Origin of the sequence: Pedobacter sp. MR2016-19 (genome assembly GCF_014947265.1) — a bacterium.
Lineage (GTDB): Bacteria > Bacteroidota > Bacteroidia > Sphingobacteriales > Sphingobacteriaceae > Pedobacter.
Window position 1 is genome coordinate 98,533 of sequence record NZ_JADCNK010000012.1, and the last position, 26,097, is coordinate 124,629.

General features: G+C 38.7%; 17 protein-coding genes. 2 read left to right on the forward strand and 15 right to left on the reverse strand.

Annotation, left to right across the window (positions count from 1 at the left end):
- Positions 1-4: 4 nt before the first annotated feature.
- The 14 genes from IM793_RS16195 to IM793_RS16260 all read right to left on the reverse strand — a co-directional run bounded on the left by IM793_RS16195 (position 5) and on the right by IM793_RS16260 (position 23,128).
- Positions 5-1,441: a PA14 domain-containing protein gene (locus IM793_RS16195; protein WP_193423080.1), complete on the reverse strand. Its 1,437-nt coding sequence runs from the start codon at positions 1,439-1,441 to the stop codon at positions 5-7.
- Between the two features lie 31 nt (positions 1,442-1,472).
- Positions 1,473-3,167: a DUF4983 domain-containing protein gene (locus IM793_RS16200; RefSeq protein ID WP_193423082.1), complete on the reverse strand. Its 1,695-nt coding sequence runs from the start codon at positions 3,165-3,167 to the stop codon at positions 1,473-1,475.
- Between the two features lie 39 nt (positions 3,168-3,206).
- Entirely contained in the window at positions 3,207-4,826 is a 1,620-nt protein-coding gene (locus IM793_RS16205) for a DUF5008 domain-containing protein (RefSeq protein WP_193423084.1), read from the reverse strand.
- 34 nt (positions 4,827-4,860) lie between these two features.
- Complete coding sequence (locus tag IM793_RS16210) at positions 4,861-5,601, reverse strand: hypothetical protein (protein WP_193423086.1); 741 nt, start codon at positions 5,599-5,601, stop codon at positions 4,861-4,863.
- A 19-nt stretch (positions 5,602-5,620) separates the two neighbouring features.
- Positions 5,621-7,141, reverse strand: a complete 1,521-nt coding sequence (locus tag IM793_RS16215) for a RagB/SusD family nutrient uptake outer membrane protein (RefSeq protein WP_193423088.1) — start codon at positions 7,139-7,141, stop codon at positions 5,621-5,623.
- Between the two features lie 11 nt (positions 7,142-7,152).
- Positions 7,153-10,299, reverse strand: coding sequence for a SusC/RagA family TonB-linked outer membrane protein (locus IM793_RS16220; RefSeq protein WP_193423090.1), 3,147 nt, complete (start codon positions 10,297-10,299; stop codon positions 7,153-7,155).
- A 21-nt stretch (positions 10,300-10,320) separates the two neighbouring features.
- Positions 10,321-11,445 carry a DUF5007 domain-containing protein gene (locus IM793_RS16225; protein WP_227256276.1) on the reverse strand — a complete coding sequence of 375 codons (1,125 nt, stop codon included), beginning with the start codon at positions 11,443-11,445 and terminating at the stop codon, positions 10,321-10,323.
- A gap of 3 nt (positions 11,446-11,448) precedes the next feature.
- The gene (locus tag IM793_RS16230) at positions 11,449-12,558 is read right to left on the reverse strand and encodes a discoidin domain-containing protein (protein ID WP_193423093.1); all 1,110 of its coding nucleotides are present in this window, start codon (positions 12,556-12,558) and stop codon (positions 11,449-11,451) included.
- A gap of 11 nt (positions 12,559-12,569) precedes the next feature.
- Positions 12,570-14,075: a RagB/SusD family nutrient uptake outer membrane protein gene (locus tag IM793_RS16235; RefSeq protein WP_227256277.1), complete on the reverse strand. Its 1,506-nt coding sequence runs from the start codon at positions 14,073-14,075 to the stop codon at positions 12,570-12,572.
- A 34-nt stretch (positions 14,076-14,109) separates the two neighbouring features.
- Entirely contained in the window at positions 14,110-17,124 is a 3,015-nt protein-coding gene (locus IM793_RS16240; protein WP_193423097.1) for a SusC/RagA family TonB-linked outer membrane protein, read from the reverse strand.
- Positions 17,125-17,648: 524 nt separating this feature from the next.
- On the reverse strand, positions 17,649-19,184 hold the full coding sequence (locus tag IM793_RS16245; RefSeq protein ID WP_193423100.1) for a SulP family inorganic anion transporter: 1,536 nt from the start codon (positions 19,182-19,184) through the stop codon (positions 17,649-17,651).
- Positions 19,185-19,662: 478 nt separating this feature from the next.
- Positions 19,663-21,417, reverse strand: coding sequence for a CocE/NonD family hydrolase (locus IM793_RS16250; protein WP_193423102.1), 1,755 nt, complete (start codon positions 21,415-21,417; stop codon positions 19,663-19,665).
- A 17-nt stretch (positions 21,418-21,434) separates the two neighbouring features.
- Positions 21,435-22,127: a LytTR family DNA-binding domain-containing protein gene (locus tag IM793_RS16255; RefSeq protein ID WP_193423104.1), complete on the reverse strand. Its 693-nt coding sequence runs from the start codon at positions 22,125-22,127 to the stop codon at positions 21,435-21,437.
- On the reverse strand, positions 22,124-23,128 hold the full coding sequence (locus IM793_RS16260) for a histidine kinase (protein WP_193423106.1): 1,005 nt from the start codon (positions 23,126-23,128) through the stop codon (positions 22,124-22,126). Before IM793_RS16260 ends, IM793_RS16255 begins: the two co-directional genes overlap by 4 nt.
- A 328-nt stretch (positions 23,129-23,456) precedes the next feature.
- Here IM793_RS16260 and IM793_RS16265 point away from each other — a divergent pair, with 328 nt between their 5' ends.
- Positions 23,457-24,071, forward strand: coding sequence for a hypothetical protein (locus tag IM793_RS16265; protein ID WP_193423108.1), 615 nt, complete (start codon positions 23,457-23,459; stop codon positions 24,069-24,071).
- Positions 24,072-24,260: 189 nt separating this feature from the next.
- Here the strand turns inward: IM793_RS16265 and IM793_RS16270 are convergent, their stop codons facing one another.
- Positions 24,261-25,415, reverse strand: a complete 1,155-nt coding sequence (locus tag IM793_RS16270) for an aspartyl protease family protein (RefSeq protein ID WP_193423110.1) — start codon at positions 25,413-25,415, stop codon at positions 24,261-24,263.
- A gap of 255 nt (positions 25,416-25,670) precedes the next feature.
- On the opposite strand from IM793_RS16270, the gene IM793_RS16275 reads away from it, so the two are divergent.
- Positions 25,671-26,084 carry a VOC family protein gene (locus IM793_RS16275; RefSeq protein ID WP_193423112.1) on the forward strand — a complete coding sequence of 138 codons (414 nt, stop codon included), beginning with the start codon at positions 25,671-25,673 and terminating at the stop codon, positions 26,082-26,084.
- Positions 26,085-26,097: the final 13 nt, after the last annotated feature.

Here is a 26,097-nt window from a genome sequence, read left to right on the forward strand (position 1 = left end):
ATATTTAAGGCGTTGGAAATAATTGAGATTTTGGTATTACCCTTTTTGATAAAATATTCGGCACTTCAATTTCCAGATAAGCCTGCTGCCCGCCTACATTTTCACGGTGATGTGCTTCAATGGTATACCGTTTTCCGCGTTCTAAAAATATGGTGCCTTTACGTGTATCTTTATCCCATTGGGTGGTATAATCGTCTACTAATGGTACACCATTAACATATAGTCTTGAGCCATCATCCCAACGGGTTTGATAAAAAGTATAAATACCACGCACTGGTGCCAAAAACTCGCCTTTCCATCTACTGGCAAAGTTGTCCCTGCTTAATTGAGTTCCAACTGCATTTTTCACATTGTCTGGCCATCCATCACCACTAAAGTTTATGGTTTCATCAACTCTGGTTACAAATGGCGCACGCCCATCATCAGGGTCTAATTGGGTATTGGTATAATATTTTGCTGTTAAACCAGTACCGTTTCCGGTGATGTAAGAGTTATTATCCAAATTTACATTAGGATCTACAATCACTATTAATTTACTCTTGGTTGGGTGAATTACATGATTGCTGGCCTCACTAATGCTGAAAGCGAATGCAAATTTTTTATTTGCAACAATATTGGCGTCGAAAACCGGCCATGGGATCTGAAGTCTGACGATCGTACTCGAAGCCCCTGTAGCAAACCGAACCAAAGTATCAACGCTATAATCTTTAGCATCCAGGTGTATTGCATCTGCGGGCAAAGTTCCCCTGCCAACTAAAGTGGCAATGGTATCTATGTTTTCTTTGATTTTAATATTGAAAGCTGTTGATGGTTGGTTTTCTAAACTTACAATAAGCGGAATCGTTACCCCGGCAGGACCTACAATATAATCGCCCTGGTACACTACATTATAGGTACCACCTCCATTTAAAGTTAAATAGTGTAGATCGGTAGGTTTTAACAGATCGGCAGTATTAATAATAACCATGATGGTAGATTTGCCGGCTGCAATCTTATTTCCTTTACCGGGAGCTGAAAGCTTTAGGGCGAAAACAACTTTTTTACCATAATTACGCTCCAATACTGACCGGCGAACAATAGCGACACCTTCGCTGTTATCGGTGCCATAAGCCACGTTGATCACATTAGGATATTCTACCCCTGCAGACGGCATTAGGATTGCATTTGTAATGGTTCCGTTATTAATTAACTGCGTAACCGTATCGTTATTTAAAGTTAAACCTACCTGAAAAGCCTCTTCTGCAACGCCCGTTAAAGAAATTTTAAAAGGAACTTTAATGTATTCGTTATCTATGGAAACGTTTCCTGCAACAATACCTTCTCCTGTTACACTTCTGGTATTGGGATCCGGCAATTTTAAATCATCTATTTGTGATTTGCGACAAGAATAAACACCAATGATGGCTAAACTTATCAATGCGATATATATATTTTTTTTCATTTTACGATATTTTAAATGATCAGCAAATCCGTTATTGATCTAACCAAACCCGGCCATCAAGCCCCCATGTTTGTTTATTGGCAATCTTTAACCAGTTTATAATCTGTGCAGGTATATCTGATGTTTGAGGAACAAATATGGCCAGTGTTTCTGGTGCCGGAGGACAGATTAAATCGTTAAAACTCTCCCAGGCATAGGTTCCCTGAAATTTAAAATCATGTGCCTGAGAACTTATATCTGCCATGATATTACCATTTCCATCTGTTGCGGGCCAATACCCTACCAGAAAATTAAAGTATGGATGACTTTGATCGATTGAAGTTTGACAGGCATAGTTGCCGATCATTCCATCCGGAACAGAAAATTTAAAAAAGCGGATGTCACTTACATATACATCCGGTACCCCGTGTCCATTTCCGTTTAAAAATCCCAATTTTAAAGGATTCGAATTTGCCAGCGAACCTGAACCTGTAATTTCGAGCTCATTATTAAAGCTACCATTGGTATAGGTACGAACAAACCTTTGGCCATTACGCACCTCTATTTTCGCCGTTAAATTTGTCCATTTCCCCTTGGCAAAACTCCCCCCCCTACATTGGTGGTAATCTCCATCTTTGGTACCCCGCCACTCAAAATACCAATAGTCTTCTTCTAAATAAATAACCCAGCCTACACTTGGGTGACCGCCAGACCACTCATTACGTTTACCTAAAACACTCGGCCAGAAAAATTTGTCTTCGTTCTTTTTAACCTTAAGTTCTATGGTCACTTTTGTAGTGTCGTCTATGTTGTAAACATCTGCGTCAGCAGCATCAACCTGTGCCCTCACATCTTCCCCTTTAAAACGGATTGTTTTGCCTAAATACCTGTTACCTGTAAATGGCTTTGTTAAAATTCGTTTGTTGTAGGTTGGTGCATAATAAATTACAAATGAATTTACTTTTGGCTGGCTAAAAATAGTTTGATCATCGGCATTTGAGGGTAAGGTATATTGCCCACCTGCACTTGATGCAATAACCACCAGCCATTGCTCATTGTTATAATCAGGACGTTTTTTTAGTGCAGCGAGGATTTCACCTACAGAAGTATCGAATTTTTCGATAGCTGCTTTATAGGCCGGAAAAGAAACATCATATCCGGATGCTGCACCGGCCGCATTAATCCCTGTAAAATGGCCTACAATAACCGTTGCAGTATCACTAGTTAGATTGCTGATCAATCCGGCTTTAACCGCATCATCATCTGCCAACAGGCTACTCACATCGGCTCCTGAATTTAATGATTTAAAAACCGCTGATGAGGTATAGGTAACAATTTTCGATTTTGCACTGGCCTCTTTAATCCTGTTGAAGATAATTGGGTAATTCTGCAGATTGTTATTCGTTAATGCATCAGTAGTAACTTTATGTTTATCTTTTTTAACGCCGGTTAACATGTCTGCCCAATTGGTTGCATTTCCGGGTGCTTCAGCATCACTTAAACCTACCCATGTGTAGATAGCGTGCGGCAAAATTGCATCGATATTAGGCGTATTTGCATCTAAAACCGATTGCCCCCTTGCTCCGTCAACAACCAAATAAAGTACCTTACGGTTTCCGTATTTAACAGTTGTTGTGTCACTGGCATTCTTATCTCCAATTGTTCTTTCGAATTCTTTATTACAAGAAAATATGGCCGTAATCATTATTGTTGCGATTAAGCCAATCAATAATTTATATTTTTTCATCATACTCATCTTAATTTATATCCTGGTTAGCTTAATCTATTATTCGATCGTTACTCTAATAATGTTGTATAATGGTAAATTATCGAAACGATTAAAGTCGCCGATTAATAATAATGCTTTTTTACCATCTGCCGATTTGGTTTCGATTACATCAGACAGGTTACCATTAAAAGGACCTGTAGAATTGTATCCTTTTGCCAATGATCCTGTTGGTGTTAAAACCATAAAACCATTTCTGGTGATGCCATTGTATTTAATAAAATACCCGCTTACCACGATTAACCCATTATTAAGCTGTTTAGCAAAACGAGGTATGCCACCTTCAAATGATTTAGAAACAAATGTTTCATCTAAGGTGCCATTATCATTTAAAACAGCTACACCGAGCGCAGATTTGCCATTGTATTGAGTAAAGTTTCCTGTAATTACGTATTTTTTTGTAGAGGTGTTATAAGTACAGGATGAAATCACATTATCTGTTCCTGAGCCTGGCGTAAAAGTTGGATCGATGCTTCCGTCTGGGTTTAACCTTACAATGCGATTGGCCGGCTGACCGTCGAATGTGGTAAAATTACCAAACACAACCAGTTTTTCTAACTTTTCTGCATCGATATGCATGTAAGTGTCCACACGTCCGTTTGCACTTTCTTTTCCCTTATTGGTAGCGGTATTAAAACGGAATGTTTTATCAAGACTACCATCTAAATTAAAGCGCAAAATCTGTCGAATTTCTGTACTGTCCAATATTACAGTATCCCTTGATAAATCGTAATTAAACTTATCGTAAGTTCTTTTTACATAATACCTAAAATCGCCGGTTGCTAAAATTTTTCCCTGGTGCGCATATACACGGTCAATAAAACCATTTGTACCACCGTTAAACCTCGGAAACCATTTCTGTGTAACGGTATCGGTAACCGTTGGCTTTCTTTTTGTCTGAATTTTTACAGTATCAATTGCTCCGCTTGTAAACAAACTGGTAATGTTGCTGATGTTTTCAGTCCGTTGGTTAAATCCGGAAAAGCCACCTGCTATAATAAAACGGTTACCAATTTCTACAATTCTGGCTAAGCCACCGTTGGATCCTCTTCCTGTACGGAAAGTACGGTCGTATTCTCCGTCTAATGATGTTCTTGCGATCCTATTGATGGGAACCACACCTCCTTTGTTATCAAAATTTGTAAAATTACCAACCACAATGTTCCTTCCATCAAGCATTTCGTACACCTGACTTACATAACCGTTAGTACCAGCTATAGCTTTGAATGTAGGATCAATCTGAATCAGCCCCGTTACGGTAAAGGTTGGACCAATAAACAACTGGTCGCCAATAGCAATTGATGTTACACCCGTACTTCCGGTTTCCGGAACTTTAACCGTAATTTCAGTGGCGGTTACATTAACTACCTCAGCCTTTTCGCCGTTAAACATAAAGGTTAATTGATTTTTATATTTATCAAAGCCTGAAGCTTTGATGACTACAGATGTACCTACAATTCCAACAGCAGGAACAGGGACATCAGTTTGCGAAATGGCCACACCTAAAGGAGATTTAGCATCAGCATAAGGATCAGGGATCACATCATCTGCTTTTTTACATCCCTGAAAGCTAAAAGCAATCAAAGTGATTATTGCGAATATTAATTTAATTTTTTTCATCGTTTAATTTCTTGAGGTAACACCGGATGTGATTTTATTTCGAAGAATCAGAAGGCGTTAACCCACTGTAATACACATCACTAAAAAAATCATTTGGGTTAAATCCAAAATAAGCACCACCTGCCAAATCGTTAAAGGCCAGAGCATGTACTACACCATTGGTAGGTTTTATATCAGATGATGATACCTTATTGATGTACCAATTGTCATTTGGTTTTGAGGCATCCGGAATGTAGGTTAAAACCAATTGGCGGTAGCCAATATATTTGATATTGTTGGCAGTACCATAGGTTACACCAATATTTGAGATATTACCACCAAGAGAATAATACAAACCACCCGGATAAACACTTTTAACATCAAAATCTATTTGCTGATAGTCTTTTAATCTGTTCACACCTTTAAACATGTAGCGCTGCAGATATTTCCTCCAAATTAACGGGCTAATCTGATCCAGTGTTTTAACGGTATCTTTTCCTGCATAAAAAAGAAAACTATTTAACCCATCAGTTCTGATTGTTCCAATTGTTCTTTTAATTACATCATCATCAGGCGCAAAAAAAGTAAAGTCTTCATTAGAAAAGGCGCTTTCCATACCCGCCAGCTTAACAATTTGGGCTATGGTATCAAAAGGTACTTTTTTAGCCTGCAAATATTGAAGCATATTGCCTTCAAAGTTAGGGTTAGCCAAGCCTCCATCACGGTAGTACTCATCACGTTTACAAGCATTTAATATCAGCAGTACAACAGCACAAGCAAAAATTAGCTTTTTCATATATCTTTTATTATAAAAATTAATTACCACCATTAACCCAGTAATCATTCAATTTCATAAATGGGTTGTTGTTTAGTGCACCTGAGTTAATTGGCCAGGTCCAGGCACCACGACTAAATTTATCGGATGTAAGCACGTTGTAGGAATACTGGCTATTTAAAATTCTCTTCGTCCTAACCAAATCGAAGTAATGGTGCCCCTCACCGATCAGTTCCCTTGAACGTTCGTAAAAAATAAATTCTTTAAGATCTCCATTTGAAGACGTATACGGAGAGGCGCCGGCACGGTTCCTTACCATATTTACCAGTTTTATGGCTTCGGTATCTTCATCTATATTTGCAAGCGCTTCTGCCGCCAACAGGAGTTCTCCACCGTACCTAAAAATCATAAAAGTATTATCCGGATTGGCATCTTCCTCACCTACAATGAAAGAGTTCTTCGCATATTTTAATAACATGAACTTACCATTGTCGGCAAAAATATCTTCGTTAAACCAGGTGGTGATTCTTTTGTCGCCCCCATCCTGAAAGATTTTTTGCATGTATTCGCCCCTGTAATAAGCAAAACTTACGCGGTGGGTATATTCAGGTCTTTTGTATGGGTAATGCAAAAACATATCGGCAATCGGCGCAACATTCAGTACGGCATCTCCATAATTTATACTTTGATAAAATTCGAACAAACTTTCATCCGAACGGCCCTTAATCACTGTAGACCAGTCTGAAAGCGGCAATAACCGATAGGCATTACTTGCAACCAATTCTTTACCCAGATCTGCAGTAGCCTGATAATATTTTCTTGCGTTAGCGCCATCAAAACCAGCGTTCCACATATTCATCTCCATCATTAAGGCAATGATGCTGCCTCTACTTGCCCGAACGCCCTTTAAAGCAGGATCGCTATAGGTAAATGGAATTTGATTTTTATAACCATTTAAATCGGCTATACATTTATTTAATACAGATACAAAATTTTCGCGGGGTAAGGATGTAGAATGAAATGCATCAGTATAATACACTACATCGCCAAATAACCGCACCATGGTAAAGTAACAAAGTGAGCGAATAAATGCGGCTTCAGCCTTAAACTGTCCTTTTTCTGTTTCAGAAACCCCCGGAACACCCTCATCTAATTTCGCGATCAGGATATTGGCACCTTGAATTGCCCTGTAATAACCAGTCCAATCTGTTATTCTATCAAAATTATAATAGTCCCAGGGTTGCCCTCTTCTGATCAGGTTTAATAAATCATTTCGACCTAAGAACTCCACATATTCGCGTGAGGCGGCATTATCAGACTGGCTTTCGTGCAATACCTCGCCTGATCTGTATTCTCCAACCGCACCAACATAATGTGTTTCATTTATTTTACTAAAAACAATCCTCGACAAATCATAAATATTGGCAACAACGTCCTCTTTAGTCTGGAAAAAATTGTTCCCTGTTAGTTTATCTAAAGGCTGTACGTTTAAAAACTTTTTACATGAAGGCAAGCAAAAAGATGCTGCAATAACCAAAGTGTAAATAATAACTTTTTTCATAATCAATATTTTTAGTTGCCTGTATTAAGTTCTAAGTTCAAACCAATGTTATAGGTACGTGGCACAGGATAACCGTTAGAAATATCGCGACCCAATGCGGTTACGTTTTCTGGGTTAGGGCCGCTATACTTAGAAAATGTAATCAGGTTATTGGTAGAACCAAATATCCTTAAATTGGCCAGTCCGAATCTGCTTATCAACTTCTTATCGAACATATAAGAAAGTGTTAAATTGTTAATTTTCAGATACGTACCAGTTTCCTGCCATAAGGTTTGATCGGCTCTTAATGGCTGGATATTTCCATAACGGCTAAAATCATAAGGGTATGGATATTTGGCTACATCGCCGGGTCTCTGCCAGATATTTAAATCGCCTAATGGTACTACGGCATTTAGTGCATAAGGATCTCTCATGATGGCAATACGATCGGCAAGTGCATTATTTAAGATTGTTCTATCGGCTGTATAACTGGCGTACATATTTAGCCCCCATTTTTTATACCTCATGGTGAACGATAAACCACCTGTTATCAATGGTTGTGAGTTTCCGGTAATTTCGTAATCTCTGCCATCCAGAATATAATCGCCATTTACATCTTTTAAGATCGGGTCTCCCCCGTAAAAGAAGGTATTGTTTGTTTGGTACCTTTTTCCGGTAACCGGATCTACAGGTACATCCGCATCTGTTTTGTAAACTCCCTGGTTAATTCTTAAATAGTTTGACAGGGTGTTTCTGCCTACACGGAAAACATTATGCTGCAGATAACCGGAACCATCAAAGCGGATATACTGCCCGTTATACTCTTCAGGTAATTTTAACAGCACATCGCGGTTATATGCACCGTTTATCGAAAAAGATAAGTCAAAATCCTTACTGGTAACGGCTTTAACAATTAAGCTAATCTCGGTACCATAGTTGGCGATCCCCAAATCGTTACTCGATAGTTTATTAAAACCTGTTGTATTAGATAAAACACGATCGAACAATAAATTATCTACCTTTTTAAAATAACTATCCACAACGATCGAGAATCTGTTTAGGAAACCAATGTCAAAACCAAGGTTATACTGACTTGTAGTGGTTGGCTTTAAAGCCGGATTTGGAATTAAATCGTAATTGATACCAATGGTTTGCGTATTGTTGTAATTTCCATTCAGGTTATAAATACCATAAATACTTTGAAGATTACCTGTTGGCACAATATTTTGGCCCCAGGTTAACCTTAAACTACCATAGTCTAACCATTTTTGATCGGTTAACCAGTTTTCTTTATTGAAATTCCATCTTAAACCTATTGAAGAGTTTTTTGAATATGGATTTTCCAAACCACTTGATGAAGTACCATCTAAACGGTAAGAGAACTCGGCTACGTATTTTTTGTCATAATCGTAAGATAGCGACCCTGCGAAAGAGGCAATTGTAGCATTTTTATAGCTACTTAAAACTCCGCCGCCTCTTGAATAATAACCATCGAACCCGACTGGTCCCTGAAGCTGATCGTTTGGAATTCTTTCCTGCCGGCTTATTGATGATTGGGAACCTTGTTTATAAATTTCGTTAAATGTATTGATAAAGAAATTATGCTTTTCACCTAATGTTTTGGCGTAAGTGATTGCATTTCTATTGTATAACTGGAAATTTCTGCCATTATAATCATAAAGCTTGGCAAATGATCCATTGGCCGCAGCTGGTGTAAATGTAGTTTCAGTATCTGAGGTATAATCATAACTTAAGGTAGAAGATGCTGCGAAACCTGGTATAAATTCGTAACGGGCATCGATATTTGCTCTTAAATTTCTGGAATTATTATCGTTTAGGGTTTGCAAAGCAGATAATACCCCACCAGATGCCTGATAAAAAGACGGAGGAGGCAAAAGCGTTGATGCCTGACCGTTTGAAGCCACGCCTGATTGAAGTAAACCCGCACCGTTACCTTTATTCTGTTTACCTACCGAACCATTAACGAAACCGAAAAATCTAAATTTATCATTCGGTTTAAACTCCATATTCATGTTTAAATTGTAACGGTTATAACCCGTGTTTTTAATTACACCTTTTTCGGCATAATAGCCCATATTGGCTTTGTAATTAAATTTTTGGTCACCACCATCTAAAGCCAGGTTATGACTTTGGTTAAAGGTAGTTTGATAAAATACATCCTGCCAATCGGTAGAGTTATTGTAATACGCATTTAAACTATCGGCAAGAAAAGGTGTATTGCTTATTCCCCTAATCTGATTAATGGTTTCTGCATTTAAAATAATTTGCTGAATTTTTAATTGGCGTTCTGAATTACCGCCTAATGTTTCTCGTAATTTAGGCGGAGCATTAACGAAAAAGTTCGATACGTATTTAATACGCGGCACTTTAGAATTACCTCTTTTTGTGGTGATGATGATTACCCCATAAGCACCTCTGGAGCCGTACATAGAAGTGGCCTGCGCATCTTTCAGGATCTGGATATTTTCGATATCCTCCTGAGGGATTAGCGAAAGTGGACTCACCCCTGGACCTTGTGTTTGAAAACCAAACTCTGCTGCCTTATCTGCATCTAAAGGCACGCCATCAATAATATATAATGGCGATGTAGGTTGTAAAAATGAATCGTTACCACTACCCGAAATACTTAAGCTCGATAAACCACGAAGCTGTACCGATCCCCTAAAACCAGGGGCACCGGTATTGTTCTGGATATTTAACCCTGGTACTTTACCCTGTAAAAGGGTTTCAATGTTTGATACCGGAATATCGGATACATCCTTAGCGTTAAGCACCGTTACCGATCCGGCAGTTGTTTCTTTTGGTCTGTTTTGGTAGGCTACAATAATAACATCATTCAGATCTTTACGATCCTCGCTAATGGTTACGGTGATATTGGTTTGATTGGTAATTTTAACCGATGAGGTATTGTACCCTAAAAATTTAAATAAAAGTGTTCCGCCAACAGGTACGTTAACCGAAAACTTTCCATCGCCATTGGTTTGCGTTAAGCCTTTATTGGTGCTTTGCAGAACAACAGATACGCCTGGCACCCCCTGTTTGGTCTCTTTATCCAGAACCCTGCCATTTACAATAATATTTTTTTCCTGCGAATAGGCATTCGTACAATAGATTATACATACAATAAGTAATGTATATAAAAGTATATTTCTTTTCATAATATTAGCTTTATTGATCAACTATTCGTTAGCAAATTTTGGGTTCTCATTTTTGAAATAAAAGACGATTTCCCAGTCGCCAGCCTTATAAATAGCGAAATCGACACCGAAATTGGCCACTGTACGTGCCCCCCCAAAACCAATCCGGGAGTAACTCAGTTCTGCTTTTGCCCTCGATCCGCCTCTGGCATAAGATGTAGGGATTTCTACCAATGGTATCGGATAAGCAACATCATACTGGACATATTGATCGGTTTTCTGGATATTGAAACCATGGATCATTTTATCCCAAACCGTTTCATTGAAAAACTTAGGATCGATCGGTAAAGAATCTTTACCCAAAACCACAATGCGTAACGAATGGCCATTACCTCCTGATGTTAGCGGACGGATGTAAACAATTGCATCCTTTTTATCATTGTTGCTCACTAAGTTTAAATTAGAAGTAGCCCCGATAACATTATTCAGATAAGGACGGATATAATCTCTCAGATTTTTGTCTAACGGAAATTTTGGATCAGGGGCAGGCAAACCTGTATAAGCATTAAAATCATTCGATGGCTCGTAAGGGCGCTCTCTGAAAGGTCTGATCTGAAAATCCCGGATCAGGCGCTCACCACCGGTATTTTTAACCTTTACATCAAAAAAGCGTGTATCCTGCGAAAAGTTGGTACTATCTGTCGGACGGGGTTTCAATATCTGGTTGGTAGCTGATGGCCATAAGATGAATTCGCCTGATGAACGTATTTCGAATATCGGATGCGTTTCGATTTTCCTTTTTGCCTCAATTTCAGCCAGGCTTTTTTCCAAACCGGTGTAAGGGGCTGTCCATACGTAAGTTGGTGCTGTGGTAAAAAGATCGCTCACTGGCTTTCCATCCCCAAACCTGACGTTTACAATTTCGAACGTGATGGGATTGGTTGAGTTATCGCTGTTAAAACCACCGATAAGATTGGTTCTTCCGATTATTGGCTCCAGAATTTTATTGCTAAAATTCACATTATTGCTGATATAATCTTTCTCATCGGGTAAATCGAAAATCTTTTTACAGCTACTGCAAACGGTTAAAGCAAGTAAAAGGAGCGCAAAATATTTATATATGATCGATTTCATCGGGCTATTTATTTTAATGTTTCTATTTTGCATTACTTATTTCGTTTTGTTTATGGTAAACTCAGCCAACTGGAATGTGCCACTGTTTCTGAGTTCGGTAATCACAATGCGGTAAAATTTGTAGGCAACCGTATTGGTACACCTGAATACCTTTTGCTGATATCTTTCTTCAAAGAAAAAGTTAGACCTTCTATCCAATTCTACCCAGTTTGAACCATCCATCGAGCCTTCATAAGTCCATGCTTTTGGATCTCTTTCGTTGGCATCATTTGCAGATGTTAAGGTATATACCGATGAAACAGCAGGTGTTTTAAGTTCAAACCTCATCCATAGTTCGCCTTGTAAGTCGGCCAGGAATTTGGTATGATCATCACCATCAATTACTTTTCGCGAATTTTCTCCACTGGTTATACCTCCGCCATTTTCGCGGTTTGATGAAAATATCCCGCCAATTTCCAGGTAAAGGTTAGGCGGTGGTGGTACAAAAGTTAATCGGGTAACAAATTCATTAAAGCCAAATACATGATCAGCACTGATTACATGTACGATTCCATTTTTGGTTTTAATGTTATTTGATGAGGTTGTACTGGTCGCCCAGTTGCGAACGAATTTGCTTTTTTTGGTATTATCAAAATTAATAACCTCCGGTCCGGCACCAACCTGGCCAGAAGCCGATATTTTGGTTACACTCGCATGCATCGGATAACCAATATGTACACTTTTCAAGTCTAAGCCATCCTGAAGTTTTAATGAATCGGTTGTTTTCTTACCTCTGATGATGTAGTACGAAGTCATCGTATCTAACTGAATGGCATCAATATTGGCCAAAAAAAGTGGGTCTTTATCAGATAGTTTCCTTAACGTATTTAGATTCCGTAAAGCCAGTTGGAAACTTGGATTGCTGACTGCAAATAACGTAACATTACTATCGGTTAATGTTTTTTTCAAACCCATCCTGTCAATCGCTACAATAAGCGAATCGAAAACCCCTGGTTTGCTTTTCAAATAATCGTAAGTATTGCCGGCAAAGGTTACATTCTGATCTGGCGCATCGTAAAATCCTCCATTCTTTTTGCAGGCCGAATTGATGAGCGTAAGCAATGATAAGATTGCCAGTGCGCCTATGTATTTTATTGAATTTTTCATATCCGTTATCATTAGCGCCAGTAAGCATTTTGGGTTAATAAACTATTTTGGGAAAGGAGTTTTCTTGATATAGGCCAGTAAATTCCACCAGAATTGATGAGATTCATGAACTTGGCGTCGTTCTGTTTGATCTTGTTGTACCGGATCAAATCATACCACCTTGAGCCTTCACCCAACAATTCACGGTGGCGCTCTTCGAAGATTAATTTTATGACGTCGTCTATGTTTATAGAAAGTCCGTCATCATACCTTCTACCCATCACAGAAAGCAGTTCATTTAAAGCTCCCTGTTGGTCGCCCAAGACAGACAGCGCTTCTGCTCTTAATAACACGATGTCTTCTAAGCGGGTAAAAACCAAAGCACTGGTAAAATACCTGAAATTCGGATCTGTTCCTCCGCCCTGAATCACTTTGATTTTGCTGAAAATGGGATACTTACCGTTTATGTTCGTAAAATATCTTCCATCATATTTTGCCTGACCTAATGTATCAACGGCAAACCTTTGATCTTTGGCAACATTGAAATATTTCAGAATCGAATCTTTCGGAAGATAAATATCCGGAACGGACTTGGTCATCACCGGTTCAGCTAAAGTTAACTCTTCAATATGCCCGGTAGATGAACCATCTACGTGACCATAATCGGAGTTAAAACCGAACATCTGCCTGGTGTTTTTATTGTAGAAAAACCCATTGGAATTTGATAAATCAGCACTTCCTGTAAAACCTCCTGCACTTCTACCGTAATTATCTTCAACAAATTTGGCATATTTAGCAACGTTAGTATAATCGGCATTCCAGGCTGCCAAATGAGCTAAAACCGCGTATACCGTAACTTTTGTAGCCAAAGCACCACCCCATCTGCCTGAAGTTTCATTATAATAATCAGTTGGCTGCTGTACATCGCCACCGCTATAAATAAATGGCAGATCAGCCGCTGCTTTTAGCATTTCCTGTTCAGCCCATGCTAAAATCCTGGCCTGGCTTTCGCGGGGTTTATTGGTAAATTTACCTTCGTCTGAAGAGGTAATAAATGGTACATCGCCCCAGATTCTTACCATGTAGAAATAGGCAAAAGCCCTTAAAAACCTGGCTTGCGCAATATCCACGGTCATGTTATTGCTCGTGTATCGTTTATCTGTTTCTTTTACATGACCAATATTTTCTAAGAAAACGTTGGCCCCGTTTACAATGGCATAAAACCTTGTCCAATCAGATAACGCCTCCATTACGGGATATGCTGCATTTAAATTATTGCTGATTACAGCTTTTAAATCCTGTCTTTTTGGACTCAAAAACTCTCCTGTTCTTACATCACCATAAATCCAGTGGCCGTTATTATCTGATAAAGCAGCCCGTGTTAAAGCATAAACCCCCAAAATTCCGGATCGGGCATCCTCTACTGTATTCCAGGCATTTTTTTCACCTACAACCCTGGTGGAATCGGTTTCTAAAGCTTTATTACAACTCGAAAAGGCAATTATAGAAACCAGAAGTGTGTATAATATATTTTTCATCTTACTTGATGTTTTGTTAGTTCTTGTTTTCATCTTAAAGCTCCATTTTAACACCCAGGGTATATGTTCTCGGAATGGGTTGGCCATAACCTGTATCAACGCCATCGTAGCTCACCAATTCAGGATCCTGACCAGTGTAAGGCGTGATGGTGAAAATATTACTCACTGCACCGTATACGAAGAATTTGTTGATTTTGATGTTCCTCCTATTGAGCAAATTACCCAGTTCGTAACCTAATGAAACCTGCCTTAATTTTAGGAATGAAGCATTCTCTAAAAAAAGATCCTGATCTGCACGGTATGGGATTACCGTACTCCAGGGATTGTAAAGTGGATATTTTGAGTAATCGCCACGTTTCTCCCAGAAAGTAATTTCTTTAACAGAACTGATATCGGTATTACCTTCACGGTTAACAAAATCAAAATGGTTAGCCATCTCCTGGTTGATTAGCTTTCTTCCTAAATTAAAGTAGAGACTTGTAGCCAGACTCCAATTTCCATATCTAAAATTGTTATCGAAACCACCTGCAAGGGTTGGTAATGAATGGCCTTTTAATACTTTATCGTTATCATCAATGGTATTATCTCCGTTTTGGTCTTTCCAACGCGGATCGCCGGCCTTTAAAACAATTCCCTTATATTTTAATTTTTGTCCGTTAACCGCTGGTACATCAGCATCTGAAGTATAAATGCCATTATTCTCTAATAACCAATATTGATCTACCGGCTGGCCAACTTTTAAAAATCTGTTCCCTATTACCAATTGATCCAATCCTCTTGGCAATGCTTTCAATTCGTTAGCGTTGTGATTAAAATTTAAGGCCGAATTCCATGAAAATTTACTTTTCGCGATGATCTGAGCACTCACTGTAAAATCGATACCCATGTTGTTAACAGACATTCCGCTTTCGATAGATTGTTTATAACCATATTCGGCATAAGCAGGGATCCCAATTAATTGGTTTTTATCGGTTTTGCTATAAAGGTCAACAGAAACGTGAAGACGGTTTTTCAACATTGCGACATCAGCACCAACATTAAGTTGATCTGAGTACGACCAGGGCACACCATAACCTACCCAGCCAAATTGATAAGGACGTGTTAAAACACCGAATGCATTATATCCGGGCACCGTTAAATTACCTGTATAACCAACTGAGGCGGTATATTGTGGCCCCTGTGTATAATTATCGTAACTAAAGGTGCGCCCCATTCTACCAACACTTGCACGCAATACCAAATCATCAACCAAGCTGTTATCTTTCAAAAACTCGTTTTTGATATTCCAGGCGGCCGAAATAGTTGGCGAATAAAACCAACGGCTTGTTGGTTGTGCATTTGAAGAGCCATCTAAACGTAATATGGCTGATAAGAAGTATTTATCGCTAAATGAGTAGTCGGCTTTTCCATAAAAAGACAATAAGTTATCTTCTGTTTTATCTAAAAACCGGTAAGTCAATTCTCTTGGAAAAGCAACTGGTGTTAAATAACCTCCATTATCCGTACCATCGTCATTTTTAGGTTTAGAATCCAGCAAATTGATTTTAATATAATCATTAACACCTTTATAAGCGTAGGCGTTACTATATTTATAAATATCCCATTGCATGGATTGCCCTAAGGCAAAATGAAAATCGTGAACCTTATTCAGGTTTAAATCGTAAGTTACTTTGTTATCCATCATTAATCTTTGGCTAAAGCCATAATAATTGGATGCATAACTGTTTCCCTGCAAAAGCGTTCTGGCATAAAAAACATCTCTATAGCCCTCACTGTAATCGGCATTAAAAGATGAAACCACCTTAAACCGGCCAAAAATCCCTTCTAATTTGGCATAACCCTGAATAGAGTTTGTTTTATTATCATCAAAACCTTTCTTATATTCTTGCAGGTATGAACCATAGAAATCTTTATTCGGAGGTAGAGGCGCACTTAAATCAGGAAAATAATTAAGTTGTGCAAACCGGTCACGCAAGGTTTTATTTCTATCGCGGTTTAAACGGTTCGCATTAATCATAGTCGAAAACAACAACCATTTGGTTGGTTTCATATTGATATTGAAAGTGGCGCTATAACGGTCGATACCCGTTTGATCTGCTACACCTTCACTTTTGGTATTGCCCAATGCAAACCTGAAGTTTGCTCTATCCGTACCGCCGGCAAGTGAGAAATTAATGCCATATACCAGCGCATTTTTATAGTATAAATCTGTCCAGTCTGATTTTCCACTGTACACATTATTTAGCGAATCGCTTAAATATACCGGATACTCTTCATCATCAGAATATCTGCCATTTGTGGTATATACATCATAAAAGCGCTGTCTGAACTCATTTTCATATTTACCGTTGATGGTATTTACAAATGGTTTTTGCACCATACCTATATACGAGTTGAAAGATATAGCGCGGTATTTACCCACTGCTGTTTTTGAGGTTAAAACAATTACCCCATTAACACCTCTAGGCCCGTAAACAGAAGTGGAACCTAAATCTTTAAGTACCTCTACCGATGCAATATTATTCATATCAATACCGGACAACAAATTAGTTGCAGGACCGATTCTATTAAAATCGAATTGTTGTATGTCAAAAGCGAAAGGATGCTCCCGCACCAAGGGGATTCCATCGAGAACTACCAGAGGCTGAGCATCGTACAAATCCTTTTTAGATAATAGCGGCATTGCAGCTCCTCTAATAAACATGTTCTGAATAGAACCTGGTTCGCCTGAGGGTTCCTGAACATAAAGACCAGCAAAATTGCCCTTTAAATTTTGCTGCAATGAAATAGCAGGGAAGAGCGATAAATCTCTGGTGTCTTTTTGTACACCACCAGCCAATTTGTTGTAAAGTGTTTTTTTCCTGATCTGTTCAAGACTATCTTTTCGCAAAGAATCTTTAGCCGACACGATCTTAATTTTCGTCGTATCCTGAAGGATCAAATAATTAATCGTTAGGCCTTTATGAAGTTTTCTACCTACCGAAAAAACCGGTAAAACGTTTAACGTAAACGCGGCAAAAAAAACAAGGCACGCCCATAAGTATCGCATAGTTAATGGATCTTTTAATTGGTAAAAAAATGATTTCTAAAACTTATTTTTTCGGAAACGGCAAGATATGTCCTAGGTTAAAAAGACAGGAATTCTGGTAGTAATAGTTAGGGATTCTCATAAAATTTAGTATTTGGTTAACTCAAATATATAATATACTAAAACGTTTTAACAATAAATTGTCATTTTTATGAAATTTTTATTAAATAGCACAATAATATTTAATTATACTAAAATAACTGTCAGCCAGACAAGTAAAAAGTAAATATTATCAAAATAATTTAAAAAATTAACATCCTATAAAACAGCATATAAGGATATTTTTCAACAATAATCCGAACAATTTTAGGTTACAATTTCTTAAAACACTTAAACGTTTTAGTAAAAAATTTGATTATGGACAAAGCGTTACCATTAAACTACCAGCAATAGTTTTGGTCTGTGCACAGTAATTACCCCTTATTATATTCTGCAGTGAGTATGGTTAAAATGGTGGTATACCTTAAACAAAAGCTTAACCTAATTTATTGTTCAGTGGCTACCCGATAAGTAGGATCTTCTATAATATTTACTGCAATAATCTGATCAGCATTTTTCAGCAGGCGTTTACAGTCGTTACTCAGATGTTTTAATTGGAGTTTTTTATCAACCGAACGGTAGCGTTCAGTTAGTTTATTCAGCGCATCAATGCCCGACATATCAAAAACGCGGCTATGCTTAAAATCAATAATAATATGCTGCGGATCGTGTACTACATCAAACAGCTCATTGAAATTGGCAATCGATCCGAAAAACAAGGGACCAAATATTTCATAGGTTTTTACACCATCAACATCTATATGTTTGCTGGCACGTATCCGTTTAGAACTTTCCCAGGCGAAAACAAGCGCCGAAATAATTACTCCTACTAATACGGCAAGTGCCAGGTTATGCAGCCAAATCGTAATTACAGCCACCATTATACCTATAATAATATCCTGCACAGGCATTTTATTAATCACCTTAAAACTCATCCATTCAAAAGTGCCAATGGCTACCATCATCATTACACCAACCAGCGCAGCCATAGGCACACGATCGATAACGGGGGCACCGATTAAAATAATGAGCAATATGGTTAGGGCCGCAATAATACCCGATAACCTTGCCCTCGCTCCTGCCGAAAGGTTAACCAACGTTTGTGCAATCATCGGGCAACCGCCCATCCCGGTAAAAAAACCATTGGCAATATTGGCAATTCCCTGTGCAATACTCTCCCTGTTCCCATTGCCTTTGGTTTCTGTAATTTCATCAACCAGGTTCAACGTAAGCAGGCCTTCTGTTAAGCCCACACCAGCCATAATAAGTGAATAAGGGAAAATGATCTTGAGCATATCCAGATTCAGCGGTACTTTCGGAATATGAAAGGGAGGAAAGCCACCATTTACTGAAGCAATATCTTTAACGAGTTTGGTATCAATCCCAAAACATAAAACAACAAGAAAAACCACAATGATAGCCACCAGTGAGGATGGAATGGCTTTGGTTATTTTTGGGAGGATAACCACTATGGCAACGGTGAGCAATACCAATGCCAGCATGATATATAAAGGCATACCACTCAACCATTCTACCTTACCATTAACAAGGGTTTTGAACTGTTCTAACTGCGACATGAATATAATAACCGCTAAACCGTTAACAAAACCGAACATTACGGGCTGTGGAACCAATCTGACAAATTTCCCAAGTTTAAACAGCCCAACCATAATCTGGATTACACCTGCCAAAGCCACTGCTGCAAAAACATATTCTATACCCTGGCTTTTCATTAGAGCGATGAGCACAATTACTGTTGCACCTGCCCCACCGGAAACCAAACCTGGCCTGCCGCCTAAAACAGCCGTAACCAAGCCCATAATAAAAGCAGCGTACAAACCGGTTAAAGGAGGGAAACCCGCAAGAATAGCAAATGATAGCGATTCAGGGATCATGGTCATGGCCACCGTTAAACCTGCAAGAATTTCAGTTCTGTAATTTATTTTCTTTGAAAAATCGAATAGTTGCAGGTAAGGCTTCATCAGTAAAATTATTAGCAACTGCAAATATCTAAAAAATTCTAACCTCTGCCATTGAAGACTCAATAGAATGGTCGTCATCTCGACTGGAGCAACGCGAAGTGGAGAGATCTTTGTACTATTTATTGAAATCAAATTTAAAAGATTTTGCTTCGCAGAGCCTTCGGGTTCTCTACTGCGGTCGAAATGAAGATACTTCGAGACTATTCACCTTCTTTATTCATCTGTCCATTCATATTGATTTTTATAAAATAAATTATCCCTCAGACTGACATACGAAATAATTTTATTTAGTTCTTAAACAGGCTCTTAGATTAATCTAAAGTCCAGATTCTGAAGTCTATTGTGCAAAAAGAAACAAAACATACCTTGATGCCCTCTGCGTTAATCTTTTAAATCTGGGGGACAAATAAACATCAGAAACTTACTGCAAATCTGTAGCATTCAGGTCTGGGTTACTAATCCGGACCAGTTACATGATTTAAAACAAACCTTCAACATCCGCCGAAAGACCAAGCTCAATAAAACTCTGTGTCGACCATTTAATTTCAAGTGGAGGGCCTGCATCTTTTATCGTTTCTGTACTCACATCCTTACCGGTTCCATAATTGATCTGTGCAAAAGGATTTTTATCAATATTGAGCACTAAAAGCAACCTGCTACCTTTTTGCAGCTGCTTGCTGAATACTCTCGACCTATGAAAAGGTATAGTTTCTAATTTCCCAGACTTAAGCAAGTTCCTTTTGCTCATATCATATGAGTAACTGGCTCTTCCTAAATAATAAGAGAGCTTAAAATATTTCCCTGATGGAGTAATTTCGTACAGAATGAGTCCTACATCCATATCCTTTTTGTTGATGATGGCTTTAAGCTGCCCCTCTAGTGCGCCTGATACTGAAACGACTTGATTAAATGGCTTCGTGATAAAAAACAGTCCATTAGATCTGTCGATCTCCTTTTTGATGATCGGATCAGGATAATAATCGTTGTAAAACTTAGTTCTATCGGCCAGATCAACCTGCTGATGCATGAAAATTTCTTTGGCTGGCTTTTGCTCCGACAGCATCATCCCGTTTTCAGCACTATCCAGATAAAAGCGGATGTGGTAATCCTCCATCTTTGCCAATGAAGAAGCATGCTTCCACTTATTTGCGCCCATTACCTCAAAATTGATCTTATCTTTTAACAATGCAGGTTTCTTTCCGCCTTTAAGAATATAGTCGAGCCACTTGAAAGTGATTTCACGGGTATTGATTAGCGCTATTGAATCTACCTCATAATCTCTTAGCCTGGCTACTCCACCCACCTGCGATCCAAAATGATCATAAGGACCTATAATTAAATAATGTTCAGCTGACGGACTATACTTATAATGTTCGCGGAGATATTCTAATGCAGAAACCTGTCCATCATCGTAATAACCGGTAATGCTGAGCACCGGAATATTGATGTGTTTAAAATCGCTACCATAGGGTACCATCGACTGCCAGTAGGTATCATAATCAGGGTGGCTAAGCCATTTCTGCAACAATGGATTTGGTGTGCCGTCAACGCTATCAATCTTATTATAAGCAGCCCCGCTATTCCACCAATTAAACCTCATGTTGCGCCAGCGGACCTTGTCGTTATTTACCTCTTCATCAGTATATTTATTGTTGGTAATATAAAAGGCCCACTGGTAATTAGCGGCTAAAAAAACATTGTTTTCCATAGGCAAGCCAAGCCCTGGAATAGCCGCTACATAGGGCACAATGGTTTTTAATGCCGGATGCAGGTGTTTAGCCGCTGCCCATTGTGCAAAGCCTGAATAACTTCCACCATACATCCCCACCCTGCCATCGCTCCATGATTGTTGGATGATCCAATCAATAACTGCATTTACATCTTTGGTTTCATGTTCGTAAGGCACCGGCATATCGGAACTGAGCCGTTTTCCTCTTGCATCTGCAACAATACCAATATAACCATGATCAGCTGCATATTTGGCTTCCATCAAACTTCTATTTGTATTGGAATAGATAAAATAAAAGAGTGCTGCTGGTAATTTCTGTCGAACACCTTTTTTCCTCACCACTACAGCAGATAAAGTAATGCCGTATTTTGTTTTAATCATCACACTATCGTTAATGATGTAATTATTGCTATCGGGTAAGGTTAGTTTTTGTTGTGCAAAAGTTTCTATGCCCATTATGAGGCATAGCACAGCCACACCCAGTTTTACTAAGTTTATTTTCATGATCAAAAAATTATAGTTTATATTTTAATGAGGCTCCTTAATTTAACAGCCCTCCGTTCTGAGATCCTGATTAAATTTCCCATCTTAAGCTCTACAAACATCCCCTTATCATCTTTTTTTATTGAACTGATGTAGTCGAGGTTAAATAATATACTTCTGCTGGCTCTAAAAAATCTTTCACAATCGGGGTTTTCTTCGAGTTTGTTTAAGGAGGTTTTGAGCAATACCTGCTCCTTGCCGAAAAAGAGTCGCGCATAATTCTCTACCGACTCGATCAAATGCACATCTTTCCACTTTATGAGATGATGTTTGCCCCTGTCTTTTACAAAAATAGCTGTGCCATCATCCACGCTCATCTTTTCTATGGCTTTATCAATTGCACTTTTAAAACGTTCATCACGTACAGGTTTCATCAGGTAATCCATGGCACTTACTTCAAAAGCCTGCACCGCATAACTGTCGAAAGCCGTTACAAAAATCACCTGTGGCACATGTACCAGATTTTCTAACAGATCGAAACCCGAACGACCAGGCATCTGTATATCCAAAAAAATCAGTTCGGGTTTTAAAAGTCCGATAAGCTGTTCAGCCTCATCAGCATTAGCAGCCTCTCCCAATACAGTAATCTGAGGATAGCTTTTTAACATCCTCATCAGCTCCTGCCTTGCGCCACGTTCATCGTCGATGATTAGCGTCCTAATGTTTCTCATCTGATCGGAATTTTAATTTCGGCGCAAACTTTTTGCTCCATTTCATACAGGCTGAAAGAAGCACGGTGATGATAACTGAGATCGAGTCTTTCTTTCAGGTTATGAAGTCCGATTCCTGTAGTCGTTTTATCCTGTTCCAATTTGCCCGGGTTTAAGACACAGATATTTACAAATCCATCATATTCCTTAATTATTACTTCAATCTTTCCACCATGTTTTTCTAAGGCAACTCCATGCTTTACCGCATTTTCGACCAATGTTTGAATGCACAAACGTGGCACCATCAACCCGGAAAGCGAAATATCGATATCCAAATTGTAAGTTAATCTTTTTTCCATTCTCAAAGCTTCCAGCTCCAGGTAATCTCTAACCAGGTCTACTTCTTCATTTAACCTGATGAGCATGGCACTACCCTTATATAATCCGCTGCGCAACAGTTCGCTTAACAGATCAATTGCCCTACCTGCAGCATCGGGGCGGGTGTAAACCAAAGATTTTATATTATTGAGTGCATTAAATAGAAAATGGGGGTTTAACTGAGCAGAAAGATTGTCCAACTGCGATTGTTTAAAGCTAAGCTCCAGTCTGGCATTTTCTACCGATAACCTGATTTCTCTTTTTGCATAATGGTAAAGATGGTAAGCCAAAAGCCATATGGCCATTAAGCGGATGCCAGCTACAAAAATACCAAGAGCATTTATACTAAAAAAATCGGCAAACAACTGTGCTGGATGGCTCAGAAACAACAGCCTCACCAGGTACAATTTACCAGTGGTAACAAGCAGATAAAAAATACCCATTACCGGAATAACGATCAACATCCGCCAGATCAGTTTCTCTATTGAAAGATCCTGCCAACGGTTTTTGTTTGCAAAATTACGGTACAAATGGGTAATCAAAATGTACATCAGCACATCCGAAACAAACTGCACAACAGCCAAATCGAATCTAAAATTACCTGCAGCAGACCAACCCTGGAATGCCCAATATAAAGCCGCCACCGACCAGCCAATTAGCTGACATTTCCAATAAAGTGATATGTAGAATTTCTTTACCAAAATTTTCTGCGCTGAACAAAACAACGAAAACTAATTTTAAGAAAAAAGACAAAGTACAGGAGCGTAAGATTTTGGGGGATGAGTGGTTTTTAGTCAGGAGTAAAGGGATGGAATTAGTCCGAAGTCTATTGCATCAAAGAAACAAAAAATATCTTGGTGCGCTCTGCGTTAATCTGTTAAATCTGCGGGAGAAACAAAATGATCAATCTGTTGTAGCGTCTATTGGCATCTTTACGTTTTAGCAGTGGACCTTATCTAAAATCATATCTCTATGAAAAATCTACTCCTTCTATTCATCGTATTCGCATTTGTTTCTTGTAAAAAATCAGAAAGATATGGTCCGCTGAACTTAAAAAACGGACAGGAAGTTGAATTACTGGTAAGCCATCGCTATGGTGCAGATAACGATCAGCTGTTAAAATTGCCCGGTAATGTCGATGCTGGCGCTTCGCTTTCGGGTTTTGATCAGCGGGAGCCTGGTTATACCTACCGTGTTAAAGCGAAGTTCAACCGCGATGAAGTGCCCCTCCAAGACGGGCCTGAATACTACTTTATTTTCGAAAAGATAATCAGCAAAGAGCAGTATAAAGGAAGTGAATCTTTTACCTTGCAGCTGATTACTTCTTATGTACCTGGAGGACCAGTAATAAGACTAAGCAAAACTGGAAATGACTATTATCTGATTCCAGGTAAGTTACAGCTCACTTATGCAAACAGTACCATTCAGAATGAGCTGGAGGAAATCTGGTTGAATGCACAGGAAATCCGTACGAACTGGCAAAATGGACAACGGCCAAAATGGAAGGCCATTAAAGCTACAGTGGTACACGATCCACAGCAATTTGGGAAAGCCTATTTGGTACAGCAGATACAATTTACTAATTAACGGAGGCCTGAGGCAAAATGAATGATGTAAGATGGACGTAAAGCCGATACTATACGCTAGCCAGGCAACTCTGCGTGCTTTGCGTCTTCCCTTTGCACTCTTTGCGGTAAAAAATAGATGATGGAAGTAAAAGCCCCTGTTTAAAGATCTCTCCATTTCATTGCACTTCAGTCGGGATGCCGGCCTATATTAGATCTTTTGGTCTGCATAGGCGACATCATAAAGATGATTTGGCTTTAAATAGATCACATTATTTTGAAAATCAAAAACCGTATTAAATCTTTTCAGAATATCGGTTCCAAGGTAATGAACGTTAATACCGGGCATGGGCTTATTTTGTTCCATCACTTGCGCAGGAACATTTTTAAGTTCAAAGTTACCAATCTTCAAACTTTGCAGCTTTACTGTGGTTACCGGCACTTCGTTACCTCTTGTTCCGTGCATCATCACCTTTTTGATCACTTCCATCTTTTCGGTTGGAAACTTCATTTCCCGCAGCAAATCGTTATCGAGCATAGCCGTACGCTGGTAACCCAAATCGAATAAAAACAGGGTTTTATTTTTGGTTCCGCTTTGCGAAATTTCACTTTCGATAAATGGTTTATTTTTGATATAGGTGATCTTAAAACGGGTATATTGTTTATCCTGTAAAATCTCCTTTGGCATGGTAGAATGCACCATCATTTTGTTCTGATCGTAATCCAGTGCCACAATCATGCCATCGAATATATCCCATCCCAGCAGTCCGTCGGTTTCGTTGCCTGCCAATTCTATGTCATAAATCTTGCTTTTGTAGGTATGGTTTCCAATTTTTATACCGTATTCTGCGTCGTAAAGTTTGAGTTTCGATTTCACCTTTTTCGCCAGTGCAGCATTGGTAAGGTCTATGTCATTTGCACCTGAATCAAAATTCAACAACAGCGAGTCAGTGCCATTTAAAACGACCGGCAAAAAATTGGTATTGAATTTATTAACGAAAAAAGGTATTGAGTCGTGAATTTCGGACAATACTTTACTTAAGTTTTTTAGCGCAGGAGCAGTAATCTGAGTAAGGCACGAATCTTTGCCGTTTAACAAAACAATAAACTCCTTTTTCTGCCCCGGGCTGATGCTAAAAACGATTGAATCAATATCAGTTTTGAATTTTACGCGTTCAGATTTTGTGAACTTACCGGTTATAAAAACATCCGGTTTTATTTTGGGATTGATATACCAGTTCGATACTGCGTTCTCCTGTTCATAAATTTTTGCCTGGCCAGCACTTGCCTTTACAACTGGCAATTTCTTTTGAGCGAAAGTATAAAAGGGCAATAAGGCGGTTAAAATGAGTAATATTTGTTTCATGAGCGGGTAATAGATAAAGGTTTAAGTTTTGCAAGAGATGATATTGATGGTTACTACCAAAAACTAAAGATAAAAGAATTAAAAATGGTTCTAAGCCACTATAGATTTATTTTTTTTGTGCTTTCTCTTCCATAATCTTTCTCTAATTGGCAAGCCATCAATAAGTCGCGTTTTACCCCCTAACTTGTCGTTTTTGCACATTAATACCTATGTAGCTTTAATATACCTTTGAATATACTAAATCATAAAAACCATATGGCAACTCAAATTTTCGTAAACCTCGCTGTTAACGATCTTAACAAATCGGTGGAATTTTTCACCAAACTCGGATATACTTTTAATCCCAAATTTACCGATGAGAAAGCAACCTGCATGATCATTAGCGATACCATTTATATCATGCTGCTGACCAGAACATTTTTCCAAACGTTTACCGAAAAAGAAATTATAGATGCACACAAAACAATAGAAACTTCCATTGCCATATCGGCCGAGAGTAAAGATGCGGTTAACGAAATGGTAGATAAAGCGGTAGCAGCTGGCGCGACGATACCTAATCCGGCTACCGATTATGGTTTTATGTATCAGCATAGTTTTGATGATCTTGATGGTCATCATTGGGAATATGTATGGATGGACCCGAATGGCATGCCTGAACAGCAGGGGTAATTTAGATATGACT

Bases quoted from the DNA above. Each gene is read 5' to 3' on its own strand.
- IM793_RS16270 (WP_193423110.1), bottom strand. From the start codon at position 25,415: ATGAAACAAATATTACTCATTTTAACCGCCTTATTGCCCTTTTATACT.
- IM793_RS16200 (WP_193423082.1), bottom strand. From the start codon at position 3,167: ATGAAAAAATATAAATTATTGATTGGCTTAATCGCAACAATAATGATT.
- IM793_RS16230 (WP_193423093.1), bottom strand. From the start codon at position 12,558: ATGAAAAATTCAATAAAATACATAGGCGCACTGGCAATCTTATCATTG.
- IM793_RS16205 (WP_193423084.1), bottom strand. From the start codon at position 4,826: ATGAAAAAAATTAAATTAATATTCGCAATAATCACTTTGATTGCTTTT.
- IM793_RS16255 (WP_193423104.1), bottom strand. From the start codon at position 22,127: ATGAGAAACATTAGGACGCTAATCATCGACGATGAACGTGGCGCAAGG.
- IM793_RS16220 (WP_193423090.1), bottom strand. From the start codon at position 10,299: ATGAAAAGAAATATACTTTTATATACATTACTTATTGTATGTATAATC.
- IM793_RS16210 (WP_193423086.1), bottom strand. From the start codon at position 5,601: ATGAAAAAGCTAATTTTTGCTTGTGCTGTTGTACTGCTGATATTAAAT.
- IM793_RS16245 (WP_193423100.1), bottom strand. From the start codon at position 19,184: ATGAAGCCTTACCTGCAACTATTCGATTTTTCAAAGAAAATAAATTAC.
- IM793_RS16195 (WP_193423080.1), bottom strand. From the start codon at position 1,441: ATGAAAAAAAATATATATATCGCATTGATAAGTTTAGCCATCATTGGT.
- IM793_RS16215 (WP_193423088.1), bottom strand. From the start codon at position 7,141: ATGAAAAAAGTTATTATTTACACTTTGGTTATTGCAGCATCTTTTTGC.
- IM793_RS16275 (WP_193423112.1), top strand. From the start codon at position 25,671: ATGGCAACTCAAATTTTCGTAAACCTCGCTGTTAACGATCTTAACAAA.
- IM793_RS16265 (WP_193423108.1), top strand. From the start codon at position 23,457: ATGAAAAATCTACTCCTTCTATTCATCGTATTCGCATTTGTTTCTTGT.
- IM793_RS16240 (WP_193423097.1), bottom strand. From the start codon at position 17,124: ATGCGATACTTATGGGCGTGCCTTGTTTTTTTTGCCGCGTTTACGTTA.
- IM793_RS16225 (WP_227256276.1), bottom strand. From the start codon at position 11,445: ATGCAAAATAGAAACATTAAAATAAATAGCCCGATGAAATCGATCATA.
- IM793_RS16250 (WP_193423102.1), bottom strand. From the start codon at position 21,417: ATGAAAATAAACTTAGTAAAACTGGGTGTGGCTGTGCTATGCCTCATA.
- IM793_RS16235 (WP_227256277.1), bottom strand. From the start codon at position 14,075: ATGAAAAATATATTATACACACTTCTGGTTTCTATAATTGCCTTTTCG.